Source organism: Bacteroides sp. 14(A), assembly GCF_000526555.1.
Taxonomy (GTDB): domain Bacteria; phylum Bacteroidota; class Bacteroidia; order Bacteroidales; family Bacteroidaceae; genus Bacteroides; species Bacteroides cellulosilyticus.
The window spans coordinates 1,789,107-1,804,574 of record NZ_JAGH01000002.1; the positions used below are offsets into that span (position 1 = coordinate 1,789,107).

General features: G+C 47.3%; 8 protein-coding genes. 6 read left to right on the plus strand and 2 right to left on the minus strand.

All coding sequences use genetic code 11. The features are described from left to right. Window positions 1-533 precede the first annotated feature (533 nt). The gene (locus K429_RS0114120) at window positions 534-1,805 is read left to right on the plus strand and encodes a VapE domain-containing protein (RefSeq protein WP_007219877.1); all 1,272 of its coding nucleotides are present in this window, start codon (window positions 534-536) and stop codon (window positions 1,803-1,805) included. A 72-nt stretch (window positions 1,806-1,877) separates the two neighbouring features. On the opposite strand, the gene K429_RS0114125 is transcribed toward K429_RS0114120, so the two are convergent. Continuing rightward, window positions 1,878-3,236 (minus strand): sigma-54 dependent transcriptional regulator, encoded by a 1,359-nt coding sequence (locus tag K429_RS0114125; RefSeq protein ID WP_026367286.1) that lies wholly within the window; start codon window positions 3,234-3,236, stop codon window positions 1,878-1,880. Window positions 3,237-3,327: 91 nt separating this feature from the next. On the opposite strand from K429_RS0114125, the gene K429_RS0114130 reads away from it, so the two are divergent. The 4 genes from K429_RS0114130 (at window position 3,328) to K429_RS0114145 (ending at window position 9,223) form a co-directional block, all read left to right on the plus strand. Beyond that, entirely contained in the window at window positions 3,328-4,167 is an 840-nt protein-coding gene (locus tag K429_RS0114130; protein ID WP_007209611.1) for a peptidylprolyl isomerase, read from the plus strand. 192 nt (window positions 4,168-4,359) lie between these two features. Then, window positions 4,360-5,595: a pitrilysin family protein gene (locus tag K429_RS0114135; protein ID WP_026367287.1), complete on the plus strand. Its 1,236-nt coding sequence runs from the start codon at window positions 4,360-4,362 to the stop codon at window positions 5,593-5,595. Further along, complete coding sequence (locus K429_RS0114140) at window positions 5,592-6,932, plus strand: MATE family efflux transporter (RefSeq protein ID WP_026367288.1); 1,341 nt, start codon at window positions 5,592-5,594, stop codon at window positions 6,930-6,932. Before K429_RS0114135 ends, K429_RS0114140 begins: the two co-directional genes overlap by 4 nt. Continuing rightward, window positions 6,929-9,223 carry an ATP-binding protein gene (locus K429_RS0114145; protein WP_007219819.1) on the plus strand — a complete coding sequence of 765 codons (2,295 nt, stop codon included), beginning with the start codon at window positions 6,929-6,931 and terminating at the stop codon, window positions 9,221-9,223. The genes K429_RS0114140 and K429_RS0114145 overlap by 4 nt, the downstream gene beginning before the upstream one ends. On the opposite strand, the gene K429_RS0114150 is transcribed toward K429_RS0114145, so the two are convergent. Then, window positions 9,207-10,469 carry a transglutaminase domain-containing protein gene (locus K429_RS0114150; RefSeq protein ID WP_231501854.1) on the minus strand — a complete coding sequence of 421 codons (1,263 nt, stop codon included), beginning with the start codon at window positions 10,467-10,469 and terminating at the stop codon, window positions 9,207-9,209. The two genes, K429_RS0114145 and K429_RS0114150, sit on opposite strands and share 17 nt — an antisense overlap. Before the next feature lie 360 nt (window positions 10,470-10,829). Here K429_RS0114150 and K429_RS0114155 point away from each other — a divergent pair, with 360 nt between their 5' ends. Continuing rightward, window positions 10,830-15,464, plus strand: a complete 4,635-nt coding sequence (locus tag K429_RS0114155; RefSeq protein ID WP_026367290.1) for a translocation/assembly module TamB domain-containing protein — start codon at window positions 10,830-10,832, stop codon at window positions 15,462-15,464. Window positions 15,465-15,468 lie beyond the last annotated feature (4 nt).

Genomic DNA, 15,468 nt, shown 5'->3' on the forward strand with positions numbered 1-15,468 from the left:
GAAAGATCGCTTGCATTGTCGCTTTGGATTTGAGTATCTGAGGTAATAATAAGAAGATTCCGTTTTTTCAGCCTCTTCCGGAATCCCCTGTTCATCGGTATTCCGGCTGAAACAACTTTTTCCTTTTCGCCACTTCACTTCCACGTGTCGCGTGGTATGGGTGGTAGATAGAGTCCGCATGCCGCCTTACGCTCATCCTATTACTTGATGTGTTTAATATCCTTGGTAATTGTGTCAAAGGTGCTTATTTGTAAGTGAACCACTCCGGTTGTTCAATCGAATGACTCCAGTTGTTCACTTGAACTACTAGAGTCATTCAACCGAACAACTCCAGTCGTTCACTTATGAGGCAGTATCCAAATGCATATAAGTAAGTGAGTTGTGCGTATCAGAGTCCTATCTTCTTTTACAAGCACATTTATGATAAAAAAGGTCGTAAAAAGCTTGCAAACCCCTTATCCCGCATACTAACTTCGTGCCATCGAGCTCGACAAACCGATACTATTAACCATTTAAAGAAAACAAGAAACATCATGAAGAAGAATCGAATGACATTACAAGAACATCGCCTCCTGCGCGAGGCAAGCCAATTACTGACTTTTGCGGAAAAGATGAAAACGGCAAAACCGAAAATAACCCCAAAAGCATCGCAGCCCCTCGCCAACGCGACTTTGCTTCTGACCCGAAATGTAAAGGAATTCCTGACAACCCGTTATGACTTCCGCTACAACCTGCTAACAGACGAGACCGAATTCCGCCATGCCGGTCAACGTGCCGCTCCCTTTATTCCCATCGGCAAGCGTGAACTGAACGCTTTATGTATCGAAGCGCATGACGAAGGTATTCCTTGTTGGGACAAGGACCTGAGCCGCTACGTCTATTCCTCTTATATTCCTTCCTATCACCCTTTTCATCTCTATATGGAAGAGTTGCCCGCTTGGGATGGTCACGACCGGCTGACCGCACTTGCCCAACGTGTTTCTTGTCGTCCGTTGTGGGTACAAGGTTTTCACACATGGATGTTGGGGCTTGCTTCGCAGTGGATGAACCTGTCCGGACTTCATGCCAACAGCGTAGCGCCTATCCTTGTCAGCCGGGAGCAGGGGCGCCGGAAGAGTACCTTTTGTCGCTCGCTAATGCCTGATGTGCTGATGCGCTACTATACCGACAATCTGAAACTTACCTCGCAGGGACAAGCCGAACGGCTCCTGGCAGAAATGGGATTGCTGAACATGGATGAATTCGATAAATATGCCGAAACCAAGATGCCATTGCTGAAGAACCTGATGCAGATGTCCACCCTTAATATTCGTAAGGCCTATCAACAGAGTTTCCGACAGCTGCCCCGCGTCGCGTCGTTCATCGGTACGAGCAATCGCTTCGATCTGCTTACCGACCCAACGGGCAGCCGCCGCTTCCTTTGTGTGGAAGTGAAACACAACATCGACTGTACCCACATAGAGCATGACCAGATTTTTGCCCAACTGAAAGCTGAACTGTCTGCCGGACGGCGTAACTGGTTCACCAAGAAAGAGGAGGAAGAATTACAAAGACACAATGAAAAGTTTTATCGTATCAGTCTTGTTGAAGAGGTGCTTGTTTCCCGGTTCCGGACCCCGCTTCCCCATGAAAAGAGCCTTGACTTGACCGCCGCCGACATTTTCAGCGAATTACAAACGGTTAATCCTGCCGCTATGCGAGGTAGTAACCCTATGCGTTTCGGACAAATACTGATTCGGGCAGGACTGAAAAGGAAACATACGGAATACGGAAATGTGTATGAAGTGGTGAAAAGAGAAAAGTAGTTTCAGCCGGAAACCCAATGAATAACGGGATTCGGAGAGACTGAAAGAACTGTAAGCTGAAAAGCTGGTTTGTTAATTCTCTATATTGTAAAGTTTCAGCTTATTGTATAATGTTTTACGGTCTATGCCCAGTAGTTGTGCCGCCCGGCTTTTATTGTTTCCCGTTTGCCGCAGTGCTTCGATAATCTGATGCTTTTCTGTCTCTTCATTACGCAATGGTAAACCTACATGGGAATGAGTGATTTGTTGCAATTCAGTTAGTTCTTTCAGTGTAATAAGTTGGTCTTGTGCCAATAGGGTGGCGCGTCGTACCGCATTCTTCATCTGTCGCAGATTTCCCGGCCAATGGTATTCCAGCAATGCTTTGGATGCTGCATCATCAAACCCGATCAACTGTTTGTCCAGTTCCCGGTTGGCTTGGTCGAGGAAGAAGTTGGCAAAGAGGAGGATGTCTTCTCTCCGGTCCTTAAGTTCGGGCATGCGCAGGGTGAACTCATTGATACGGTGGTATAGATCCTGACGGAAAGTTCCTTTCTCGATGGCTTGTTCCAAATCTTCATTCGTAGCGGAAACCAAACGCACATCTACAGTGATTTCTTTATTGGAACCTACCGGACGTATTTTTCGTTCCTGCAAGGCACGTAGCAGTTGTATCTGGACTTCGTAGCTGAGATTACCTATTTCATCGAGGAAGATGGTTCCTCCGTTGGCTGCAACAAAGGCCCCTGTTTTGTCTGTCAATGCTCCGGTGAATGAACCTTTTACGTGTCCGAAGAATTCCGATGCGGCAAGTTCTTTAGGGATGGAGCCACAGTCGATGGCGACGAAAGGCTGTCCGGCACGCTTGCTGAGTTGATGGATGCGGTGGGCTACATACTCTTTACCCGTTCCGCTGGCACCATTGATCAGTACCGACATTGTGGTGGGGGCAACTAGTCTTACATAATTATAAAGTTGCTTGGCAGCATCACTTTCTCCTTCCAGATAGTCGGAAGACGGAGCACCGCCTGCATTTTTCTGATGGGTACTTTCTCCTTTTCCGGAACTGATGGTTTGTTTGGGGGAAGCAGCGGGTTGTCTCACAGCCTCACTGATTTTCTTCAGAAGCTCGTCCGGATTTACAGGCTTGGCAACGTAGTCGCTGGCACCTAATTTCATGGCTTGCACCGCCGATTGTATATCAGCATAGCTTGTCATCATGATGAGTGGAATGGACAGACCTTGCTCTCCCAACCACTTCAACAGGTCGATGCCGTCCTTGTCGGGCAGACGCAGGTCGGACAAAATCAAGTCGGCACCCTCCGTTTCCAAATGTTTCTGGGCGCGGGCGATACTGCTGACGGAAGCTACCTGAAAGCCTTTTTTGCCTAACCAGGTCTTCAGCATCATACCGTAAGTAATGTCGTCTTCAACGATGAGTATGGATTTCATTGCCTTATCTTTTGTCTCTTTTAAGACACAAAGGTAAACCGTTTTGTCTGAAAATCGTATATTTGCAAACTTAATTTAAATAAAAAGCGTTATGAAGAGGAATTTCACCGTATTATTAACCATACTGATTTGCAGCGTTACAGCCTGCCAATCGGGACAAAAGAAAGATAGAAACATGGATCAGGAAACTAAATTGAAGATTGAAACAACTGCGGGTGACATTATCGTGAAACTGTATAATGAGACACCGCAACATCGTGATAACTTCATCAAACTGGCGGAAGAGGGTACATACGAAGGTACATTGTTCCACCGTGTCATCAAGGATTTTATGATACAGGCAGGCGACCCTGAGTCAAAGAATGCTCCGAAAGGCAAGATGCTGGGTGCAGGTGATGTAGGTTATACTATTCCGGCTGAGTTTGTTTATCCGAAGTATTTCCATAAGAAAGGTGCATTGTCGGCTGCGCGTCAGGGTGACAATGTGAATCCGAAGAAGGAATCATCGGGTTGCCAGTTCTACATTGTGACGGGTAAAGTGTATAATGATACTACGTTGTTGGGGATGGAGAACCAGATGAACCAGAATCGTCTGACTACTGTGTTCAATGCTTTGGCACAGAAGCACATGAAGGAAATCTATAAGATGCGTAAGGAAAATGACCAGGATGGTCTGATGAACTTGCAGGATAGCTTGTTTGCACAGGCTGAGGCGGAAGTTGCCAAACAACCGGAATTCCACTTTACACCGGAACAGGTGAAGGCTTATACTACGGTAGGTGGTACTCCGCACTTGGATGGTGAATATACTGTGTTCGGCGAAGTGATCGAAGGCATGGATATAGTAGATAAGATACAACAGGTAAAAACGGATCGTAGCGACCGCCCGGAAGAGGATGTGAAGATCAAAAAGGTGGTAGTATTGGACTAACTGTTGGTGAAATTAGTTCAAAACGGTATAGTAATGAGTTTTCACCACAGAGTAACACAGAGTTTCACGGAGTTCTATTCTTTTGATTTCAAATTGATTAAACTCTGTGAAACTCAGTGTTACTCTGTGGTGAATTAATTCATAACCCTACAGAAAGAAATTCCTTTCTCCGATAAGTAACATCGCTATTTTATGAAAATCAATAAACATATTCTCCCTAATGGTCTGCGACTGGTGCATTACCAGGATCTCAGTACTCAGATGGTAGCACTGAACATCGTCTATGATGTAGGTGCCCGGGACGAAGATCCCGAACATACCGGCTTTGCCCATCTGTTTGAACATCTGATGTTTGGCGGTTCTGTGAATATACCCGACTATGATGCTCCTTTGCAGTCGGCAGGTGGCGAAAACAATGCTTGGACGAACAATGACATTACGAACTATTACCTCACCGTCCCCAAGTCGAATGTAGAGATTGGCTTCTGGCTGGAGTCCGACCGTATGCTGGAACTGGCATTCAGTGAACAAAGCCTTGAAGTGCAGCGCGGTGTGGTCATGGAGGAGTTCAAACAGCGTTGTCTGAACCAGCCTTACGGAGATGTGGGACATCTTATCCGTCCGTTGGCTTATGAGGTGCATCCATACCGCTGGCCTACCATCGGGAAGGATTTATCGCACATCGAACAAGCTACACTGGAGGAAGTGAAATCATTCTTTTACCGCTTTTATGCACCTAATAATGCCGTGCTTGCCGTTACCGGAAATATATCATGGGAAGAAGCTGTTCGATTGACAGAAAAATGGTTCGGCCCGATTCCCCACAGGAATGTGCCTGTGCGACAATTGCCGCAGGAACCCGTACAGACGCAGGAACGCAGACAGGTAGTGAAACGTCCTGTTCCCTTGGATGCGCTGTTTATGGCTTTTCATATGTGTAGTCGCGAGCATCCTGATTACTATGCTTTTGATATTCTTTCAGATATCCTTAGTAACGGACGCTCCAGTCGCTTGAACCGTCGGTTGGTGCAGGAACAGAAATTGTTCTCCGGTATAGATGCTTATATTTCGGGAACGCGTGATGCGGGATTGCTGCATATCAGTGGAAAACCGTCAGCCGGAGTCTCACTGGAACAGGCTGAGGCCGCTGTACGTAAAGAGTTGCAGGAGTTGCAGCAAGTGGCGATAGAAGAACAGGAATTGGAGAAAGTAAAGAATAAGTTTGAATCCACCCAGATATTCGGGAATATCAATTACCTGAATGTAGCTACAAATCTGGCATGGTTCGAACTGACCGGGCAAGCGGAGGATATAGACCGTGAGGTAGAACGGTATCGCGCAGTGACGGCAGAACGTCTGAAGACAGTTGCACAAGAGACTTTTCGTGAGGAAAACTCGGTGGTATTATATTATGGGAAAGATAAATGAATAGATTAATTGCTACATACAAGGGGCATTATAAAGCCCTCTTTTACTTAGGACTTCCCATCGTTATCGGTCAAATGGGAGTCATTGTTCTTGGATTTGCCGATACCTTGATGGTGGGACATCATAGCACGGCCGAGTTGGCTGCCGCTTCTTTCACCAACAATCTTTTTACACTTTGCATTATTTTCAGTACCGGTTTCTCTTATGGACTGACGCCTGTGGTGGGTGAGTTCTACGGTAACCGTCGTTTCATGGAGGCTGGACAAGCTTTGCGCTCAAGTCTGCTTGCCAATGTGTTGGTAGCACTGTTGCTGACGCTTATTATGACTGTCGTCTATTTCTGTGTGGAATACATGGGACAACCCGCGGAACTGATTCCCTTGATAAAACCTTATTTTCTGGTTCTACTTGCATCCCTGGTATTTGTCATGCTGTTCAATGGCTTTAAGCAATTTACGGATGGCATTACTCAAACGCAGACTGCTATGTGGGTGCTTCTTGGTGGAAATGCGCTGAATATTGTCGGCAATTATGTGCTGATTTACGGAAAGTTCGGTTTCCCGGAATGGGGATTGCTCGGTGCGGGTATCAGTACCCTGTTCTCACGCATCGTCATGGTTATTGCTTTTGCATTGATTGTTTTTCGTAGTCGGAGGTTCCTGAGATATAAAGTAGGGTTCTTCCGCTTGGGATGGTCGAAACAGATGTTCAGGAAATTGAATGGACTTGGGTGGCCTGTCGGTTTGCAGATGGGCATGGAGACGGCTTCATTCAGTCTCAGCACGATTATGGTTGGTTGGCTGGGAACTATTGCTTTGGCTTCACATCAGATTATGCTCACTATTTCTCAGTTCACCTTTATGATGTTTTATGGGATGGGGGCGGCGATTGCCGTTCGCGTCAGTAACTTCAAGGGGCAGAACGATATGGTGAATGTCCGCCGTTCGGCATATGCCGGCTATCATCTCATCTTGGCAATGGCGGTGGTGCTTCTGAGTATCGTGTTTCTGTTGCGCAATCAGGTCGGGGGCTGGTTTACGGATAGCGTGGAGGTTTCTGCCATGGTATCTTCTTTGTTCCTTCCATTCTTGGTTTATCAGTTTGGTGACGGACTGCAAATCAGCTTTGCCAATGCCCTGCGTGGTATTGCCGACGTAAAACCGATGATGTTCATTGCATTTATTTCTTATTTTGTTATATCTTTGCCTGTAGGATACTTATGCGGTTTCGTGCTGGGCTGGGGTACGGTCGGTGTATGGATGGCCTTCCCGTTCGGACTGACTAGTGCGGGTATTATGCTCTGGTTGCGTTTCCGCTATAAAACGAAAGATAAATGAATAATGTCTCCAAGAAGAAGATAGCTGCCGGTTATGCTGTCCTGCTGGCAGTCTTGCTTTATTCCCTGTTCTTCGTGCACCGGGAAATGGAGAATCTTATGAGTTCGGATAATAGTGATATTCTGCGTACGGACAGTCTGATAGGGCTTTTGAGAGAGAAGGATGCTAATACCGTCCGCCTGCTGCGTACACTGAGCGAAGCCAATGACAGCATGATTTCAGCCCGTGAAGTGGAACAGATTATTGCCGAACAGGATACTATTATCACCCAACAACGTGTACAACGCCGGGTTATTGCCCGTCGCGATACGGTTGTGACACAACCCAAGAAGAAAAGTTTCTTCCGCCGTTTGGGAGAAGTCTTCGTCCCACCACGCAAAGATTCAGCTGTTCAGGTGCAAACAACCCTTGAAGTTGCTACGGATACTGTACTCGATGCTTATAATCCGGTTGATTCCCTGCACGCGAAGCTGCGCACTGTTGCCCAACAGAAGAGGGCTACCAATAGTGTGATGCAGCGTCGTAAGCGAACTTTGCAACGTCTTGATCATGCACTGAGTGCTCGTATCGACAGTCTTTTGAAAGGATATGAACAGGAAACCCTGATGCGTGCCCGCGAAGAGGCTGAGTATCAGAAAGCTGTTCGGCATCGTTCTGCAACGATTATTTCGGGTATTGCTGCCGGGGCTGTTGTGCTGTCCGTTATCTTTCTTGTCATGATCTGGCGGGATGTCACCCGTAGTAACCGTTATCGGCGTCAATTGGAAGAAGCCAATCGTTTTGCCGAAGAGTTGCTTGCCTCCCGCGAAAAGTTGATGCTTGCCATTACCCACGATTTCAAGGCTCCCTTGGGTTCCATTATGGGATATGCTGACTTGCTCTCCCGGCTTACCGTTGACGGAAGGCAACGCTTCTATCTCGACAACATGAAAACTTCTTCGGAACACCTGCTGAAGCTCGTTACCGACTTGCTCGACTTCCATCGCCTCGACTTGAATAAAGCTGAGATAAATCGTGTTACTTTCCATCCCGCACGCTTGCTGGAAGAAATCTATGTCAGTTTCGAACCACTGACTTCTGCCAAAGGATTGTCTTTGAAGTGTGAGATAGATCCGGAACTGAAAGGAGCTTTTATCAGTGATCCATTGCGCTTACGCCAGATTGTCAATAACCTGCTCTCTAATGCAGTGAAGTTTACTTCAGAGGGCGGCATTACCCTGACCGCCTCTTTTGTGCCGAAAGGCGATTCCGTTTTTCCCGGTAACCATTTGAAACTCTCTGTTATCGATACGGGAAAGGGGATGGATCCTGGTGACCGTGAGCGTATTTTCCAGGAATTCACCCGTCTGCCCGGAGCACAGGGAGAGGAGGGATTCGGACTGGGACTGTCCATTGTTCGTATGCTGGTGCAACTGCTGGAGGGACGTATTGAGGTGGATAGCGTACTCGGAAAGGGGAGCACATTCACGTTACGGGTACCTCTGTATCCGGTGGCATTGGATAATGACACTTCCGCCTTGAATGAACAACCAAGTGAGGACTCACAAACTCAGATACCCGCATTACATATTCTCTTGATTGATGATGACCGCATTCAGCTTACTCTCACTGCCGCCATGCTTGCACAGAGTGGTATTACTTCCGTAACCTGCCTGCAACTGGATGAACTTTTGGAAGCCCTCCGTACTGATACTTTCGATGTGCTGCTGACCGATGTGCAAATGCCTGCCATGAATGGTTTCGATTTGCTGAGGCTGCTGCGTGCTTCGAATATCCCGCAAGCCAAGACAATTCCGGTGATTGCCGTTACCGCCCGTAGTGATATGAAGCGTGAGGAGTTTCTGCAACATGGTTTTGCCGGAAGTCTGCATAAGCCGTTTACGGTGAATGAATTGCTTGCAGAGATTGGTGTGCTGCAAGCAGATATTGCTACTGTTGATGCCGCCCCTTCTTCTACCTTGAATTTTTCCGCCCTTACCGCTTTTTCCGGTGATGATCCGGATGCGGCAAAATCCATACTGGAAAGTTTCGTCACAGAAACACGCCTGAATGTTGACCGCTTGCGACAGGCATTGGAAACAGAAGACACAGATGGCATTGCCGCTATGGGCCATAAGATGCTTCCTTTGTTTACTCTGTTGGGAGCCAATGATCTTGTTACTTTATTGAAAGAGCTTGAAGCCTCACGTGGAGTACCTTTTGATGAAAAAATAAAAGAGAAATCGCTTGCTGCTCTAAACCTGATAGAAGATATACTTGAACAAGCCTTCCTTTTTATTTCGTCTGCTTAAACATCCCTTTCCTCTGCTTGGCCGGTAGCTTAAAGTACTGCCTCAGAAAAAGTTTATGTTTATATACGGTTGTTGCCACTTCCATTATCTGATCCCGTAATTTCAGGATAGGTTCCCTATATCTTTCCGGTGCGGTGCGGATGCTATTGATCGCACTATCTGCCCGGTTTATCAATTCCTCAGGGACATCTACCATCGCCTGAATTTCTGCATCCGGTTTCAGGGGCTCAAATGCCTTATTCCGGTAACGGACGAATTCATTGATGGCGTCCGTAGCTTTTCCCTGTAAATCCATTGCCATATTGTAAGCATTCAGAATCTTCTGGTAGCCGGCGATGCGGATGTTGTTACTCGTAAGTTCCAGCATATAATAAACCAAATCATTACTTCGTCCGTTCGATAACATGCGCTGTCTGACACTTACCAGCCTTTCCAGTGTATCCTGCCGTGCATATAGCGCCAATGTATCCGCCCAATAGAACACCGGTACTGAGCGTTGTTCATCTACAACTCCTGTATCAAACTCTTCATAGCTCAGTGGACGTTCGCGGAACTGGAACATCGGATCGAAAGGCATGTGTGTTTTCAGTAATGTATCCGGTAACAGCTTGCAGAAACGATGATTCGGGGAAGGAATGAACTGGTAGTTTTCCACAAATCCGGCGCCCCATGTAGGGTCAAACATATACCATTTCCCACTTACTTTGGCTGCGCACCATTCATGTGGGTCGGGCAGTAAGGCACCGTCCCTGCGGTTATAGCCATCAATAACATAAGCATCCATTCCCGCTTCCTTCACCAGTGCTTTAAAAAGTAACGCATAATCCTGGCAAATACCTTTGCGTTCGGATAGTATTTTTTGTATTTCTTTCGTCTCATCCGCTTCCTCGTTGCGAGAAGTATAGGTTATGTACACATTGTATTTAATATTTCTTGAAACCCAGGTGTAGATGGCGCGTGCCAGTTGGTCGTCTGTGCTGAGATGCTGTTTCAAGTAAGCTACAAGAGAAGAAACGCTCCTTCCGGCAGCTTCGGGTGCTGCAAGTGCCACGGAATCGGGAAACGTAAGGCGTTCAGGCATTATGCTGTCAGGAGATGCTTTTGATACAGCTGAAATTGAAAAAGCCTTATCCTGCGTGGCTGTATTACGCCATGCAGAAGACAATTTGCTGAAAGGAAAGAGGAGGCAGAGGGCGAATAGCCACACCGTGAGCCTGTTTGTTGATTGCCGGAACATACTTGTCATATCTATTTGATGGAAGCAAAGGTAGGGGATTTATTGATAAACAGCAAGGATAAATATTGAAAAATATGTGCAAAGGGAAATTTTGTGAGTAGTGTCTCTTTCATGATCTTGAACATGCCCTTGATCATGCCTGAAAACCTTCACCCATATGTACGGTATGACACTGTCTGACTTTCGTTAGTTGGTACGTGAGAAAGTGAAGTAATTTTCAGACGGGCGTTGAATATTGGCAACGCCCCTCGCGGTATAAAGTGCCGGATAGTGGAATAAATAGCCTTTTTGTCTTCTGCATCAACCAAATGTCGTTGGAATTTGTTTACTTTGTAACGATTTAAACACTGACTATCGATTGACGTCCTAATGAGAAGAAAATGGTTAAAATGGGTAGTGTGGATACTACTTACCCCTATCATATTATTTGCAATATTGATGGTATTGCTTTATATCCCTCCCGTACAGAACCTGATACGGAAGCAAGCTACTGCCATCGCATCCGAGGCAACGGGTATGGATATATCTGTTGAACGCATTGACCTCCGCTTTCCGCTGAACCTTTTGGTACGTGGTGTGCAGGTCATTCAGCCTATACAGGCAGATAAACAAATATCCTCAGCTCCCGGTGACTCTCTTGCCGTGAAACAAACTCCTGATACTTTGCTAACCCTGGAAAGCCTGAACGTGCGCGTGCAGGCATGGCCGTTGATACGTGGACAAGTAGAAGTGGATGAGGTAACCGTGAACGGAGTTTTCCTGAACTCTGCCGATCTGATAGAGGGGATCCGCATACGTGGCGTATTGGGACGTTTCTTCCTTGAAAGCCATGGCATAGACCTGAAGAAAGAGGATGCCGTCATCAATCGTGTGGAATTGAGCGATACTCATATGCTCGTTGTGATGAATGATACTACCACTGCCGAACCGGACACTGCGACTACCGCCCTTAATTGGAAAGTAGCCTTGCACAAGTTGGCACTGAAAAACGTTTCCGTTGATTTGCAAATGCCGTTGGATTCCATGCGTCTTGCTGCCCGTCTGGGTGATGCAGAGGTAGATGATGCGGTTGCTGACTTGGGCGGACAGATGTACGGTCTGAAGAAATTTGAATTGAGCAGTACTACGGTGAACTATGACACGGGCAGCCAGTTGCTCAGTGCCATTAATAGCCTGATAGATACCGGTAGTCTTGCGGCTACTGATAGCACCGGTGTGAAACCTGCTCCCGGATTTGATGCTTCGCACATTGCCTTGCGGGATATTCGTATTGGGGTGGACTCCGTGCTTTATCATGGACGGAATATCAATGCCGTTATCCGGGAATTCTCCATGAACGAGCGTTCCGGTTTGAGCGTCACTTCACTGACGGGAAGGGTATATGCTGATTCCACAGTCATTCAGGTGCCTTCCTTAAAATTACTTACCCCACACAGTGAAATGGATTTCACTGCCCAGACTTATTGGGAACTGGTGGAAATTCCTACTTCCGGACGACTCTCCGCTCGTTTCAATGCCCGCATCGGCAAGCAGGATGTGATGCTCTTTGCAGGTGATTTACCTGATACATTCAAGGATGCATATCCTTTCCGTCCCCTTACTATCCGTGCCGGTACGGAAGGTAACTTTAAGCAGATGCAGATTTCCCGCTTCAACATCGATCTGCCGGGTGCTTTTACCTTGAATGGTGGTGGTGAAATTTGGAATCTTACCGACAGTCTGACGCGCAACGGAAGCATTGACTTCGATATCCGGACACAAAATCTGAATTTCCTTACCGGACTGACAGGCGTTACCCCGGATGGCTCCATAGTAGTGCCGGACAGTATGCATTTGGCAGCACGTCTTGGCATGGATGGACCTAAGTATGATGCTACGCTTAAGTTGAAAGAACGTGAAGGGTTATTGAACTTGTTGGCGCACTATAACACTGCCACTGAAGCTTATCAGGCAGACCTTCATGTGGACGCCTTGCAAGTACACCACTTCTTACCTAAAGATTCTATCTATACCCTTTCGGCTAAGGTTGCCGCTAAAGGAAAAGGATTCGATCCCGCCAACCACCGTACCGTGGCTGCTGTACAAGCTTCTCTCGGCGAATTACAATACGGACACTGGAATATTTCCGGTATTGACCTGACAGCCGGATTGAAATCCGCTCTAGCCACTGTACACATGACGAGCGACAATGCCCTGCTGAAAATGCAGGCGGATGCCGATATGCGCCTTGATCGTAAATACCTGGATGGCAAGGTGGCTATGAATGTGGAGAATGTCGGTTTACATGAGTTAGGAATTTCTCCCAAGCCGTTGAAGCATCCTTTCGCTTTCACTCTCGGTGCCGAAGCACGCCATGACTCTATCAAGATGAGTATGGATGCAGGCGACCTCGACTTCCAGTTCCGTGCCCGCAGCACACTGAAGAAATTGCTGGAACAAGGTACTGCCTTTTCTACGCTTCTTACCAAGCAGATAGAATTGAAGCAACTCGATCATGTAGAATTACGGAAAGCACTGCCTTCAGCCGGTATGCAACTGAAAGCCGGTAAACAGAACCCTGTCAGTTATTTCCTGGCAACTAAGGATATTTCTTTTGATGATTTTGTGTTGCGTTTCGGCACTACCCCCCGACGAGGTATCAATGGGCGTACTGCTATACATGGTTTGCGTATGGACTCCCTGCAACTGGATACTATTTTCTTCGCTATCAGCCAAGATACTGCACGCATGAAGTTGCAGGGTGGTGTCATTAATGGTCCAAAGAACCCGCAGTTTGTCTTCCGCAGTACACTGACGGGTGAAATCCGTAATGAAGATGCCGAACTGACCTTGAATTATGTGGATGCGAAAGGAGATACCGGGCTCGATCTGGGTATCAATGCCCGTCCTTTGATAGAGGGCCGGGGTAGGGGTAATGGTATTGCCTTCCGTTTGACACCTGCCGAGCCTATTATTGCTTTCCAGAAGTTCCGCTTTGTTGATAACAGCGACTGGATTTACTTGCATAAGAATATGCGCGTTTATGCCAATGTGGATATGGACAGCGACGATGGACTTTGCTTCCGCATGCAGTCCGACCGTTCCGACACCGTTTCCTTGCAGAATATCAATTTGGAACTCATACGTTTCCGCCTGGATAAACTGAGCGGTATTCTGCCATATATGCCCCGCATCACGGGACTTTTCTCGGCAGAAGCCAACTATATACAGACCGCAACCTCACTGCAAGTTTCCGCTGAGGCCGGTGTGGAAAAGCTGACTTACGAACGCCAGCCGGTAGGTAACATCGGATTGGGTGCCACTTGGCTTCCGGGTGATAAAGGTACACACTATCTGAATGCCTATTTCCGGTCGGGAGATCAGGAGGTAATGACCGCTGATGCCGTCTTGACCCAGAAGAACGGGCGCGATTCGGTTGAAGTCAACACTACTTTTGAGCATTTCCCACTCTCGCTTGCCAATGCTTTCATGCCCGACCAGGTAGTTGCCTTTACCGGTGACATCGACGGCGGACTCTATATCAGCGGTGCCATGGAGAAGCCTAAACTGAGCGGTGACCTCTCATTGGACAGCGTGTCCGTCTATGCCCGTCAGGCAGGTGCACGTTACTGGTTTGACAATCGTCCGTTGAAGATAGAGAATAATCAACTTATCTTTAATAAGTTTGCCATATACACCACCAGCCGGAATCCCTTTACGATAGACGGGAACGTAGACTTCCGCAATATGGAAAATCCGACAGCGAAGTTGAACCTGCGTGCACAGAACTACACTTTGCTTGATGCTCCCCGTACCAAGGAAAGTATGATTTACGGCAAAATCTTTGTAGATTTAAATGCCACTGTAAGTGGTCCGCTGGATGGACTGACTATGCGTGGAAACATGAATCTGCTGGGTAACACAGATGTGACCTATGTGTTGACTGACTCTCCTCTGACTGTAGAAGACCGTTTGGGTGAACTTGTCACGTTCACTTCCTTTACGGATACTACTTCGGTGCAGGCAACTGAGGTCCCCACCATGTCGCTCGGCGGTATGGATATGTTGATGTCTGTGCACATCGATGATGCCGTACGTTTGCGTGCTGATCTTAGCCCCGACCGCAGTAGTCGTGTGGAACTGGAAGGTGGAGGTGACCTGAATCTGCAATATACTCCGCAAGGAGATCTCACATTGTCCGGTCGCTATACGTTGATAGGTGGTATGATGAAATATGCCCTGCCCGTTATCCCGTTGAAAGAGTTCCAGTTTGTCAATGGAAGTTATGTGGACTGGACGGGTAATCCGATGAACCCTTCACTCAACCTGACTGCTACGGAACGTGTCCGCGCTTCTGTATCCGATGGCGATGACGGCGGTTCGCGCATGGTGAACTTCGACGTTTCCATCAGCATCAAGAACCGTTTGGAGAACCCTGATTTAAGCTTTAATCTGAGTGCTCCCGATGATGCTACCGTACAGGGCGAACTGGCAGGAATGAGTGCCGATGAACGAAGCAAGCAAGCCATTACCATGCTTGCCACAGGTATGTATCTTTATAACAGCGGAAAAGGTGGTGGCTTAACTATGGGTTCCGCACTGAACAGCGTGCTGCAAAGTCAGATTAATGCGCTGACCGGAAATCTGAAGAACGCTTCTCTCAGTGTCGGCATTGAAGACCGTACCGCTGCTGAAACGGGTGATAAACAGACGGACTATAGTTTCCGCTACTCTCAGCGTTTCTTCAATGATCGTATACAGATTGTAATCGGTGGAAAAGTATCCAGTGGCGCTAATGCAACGAATGACGTAGAATCATTCATCGATAATATTTCTTTGGAATATCGTTTGGACAATAGCGGTACACGCTATGTCCGCGTGTTCCACAACAAAAACTATGAAAGTGTGCTCGATGGTGAGATAACCGAGACAGGTGTCGGCCTTGTGCTTCGCCGTAAGATGGACCGCCTGAGTGAGCTGTTCATATTCAAGAGAAAGAAGAAAGTAGAACCTGTGAGCGAATAGTGTA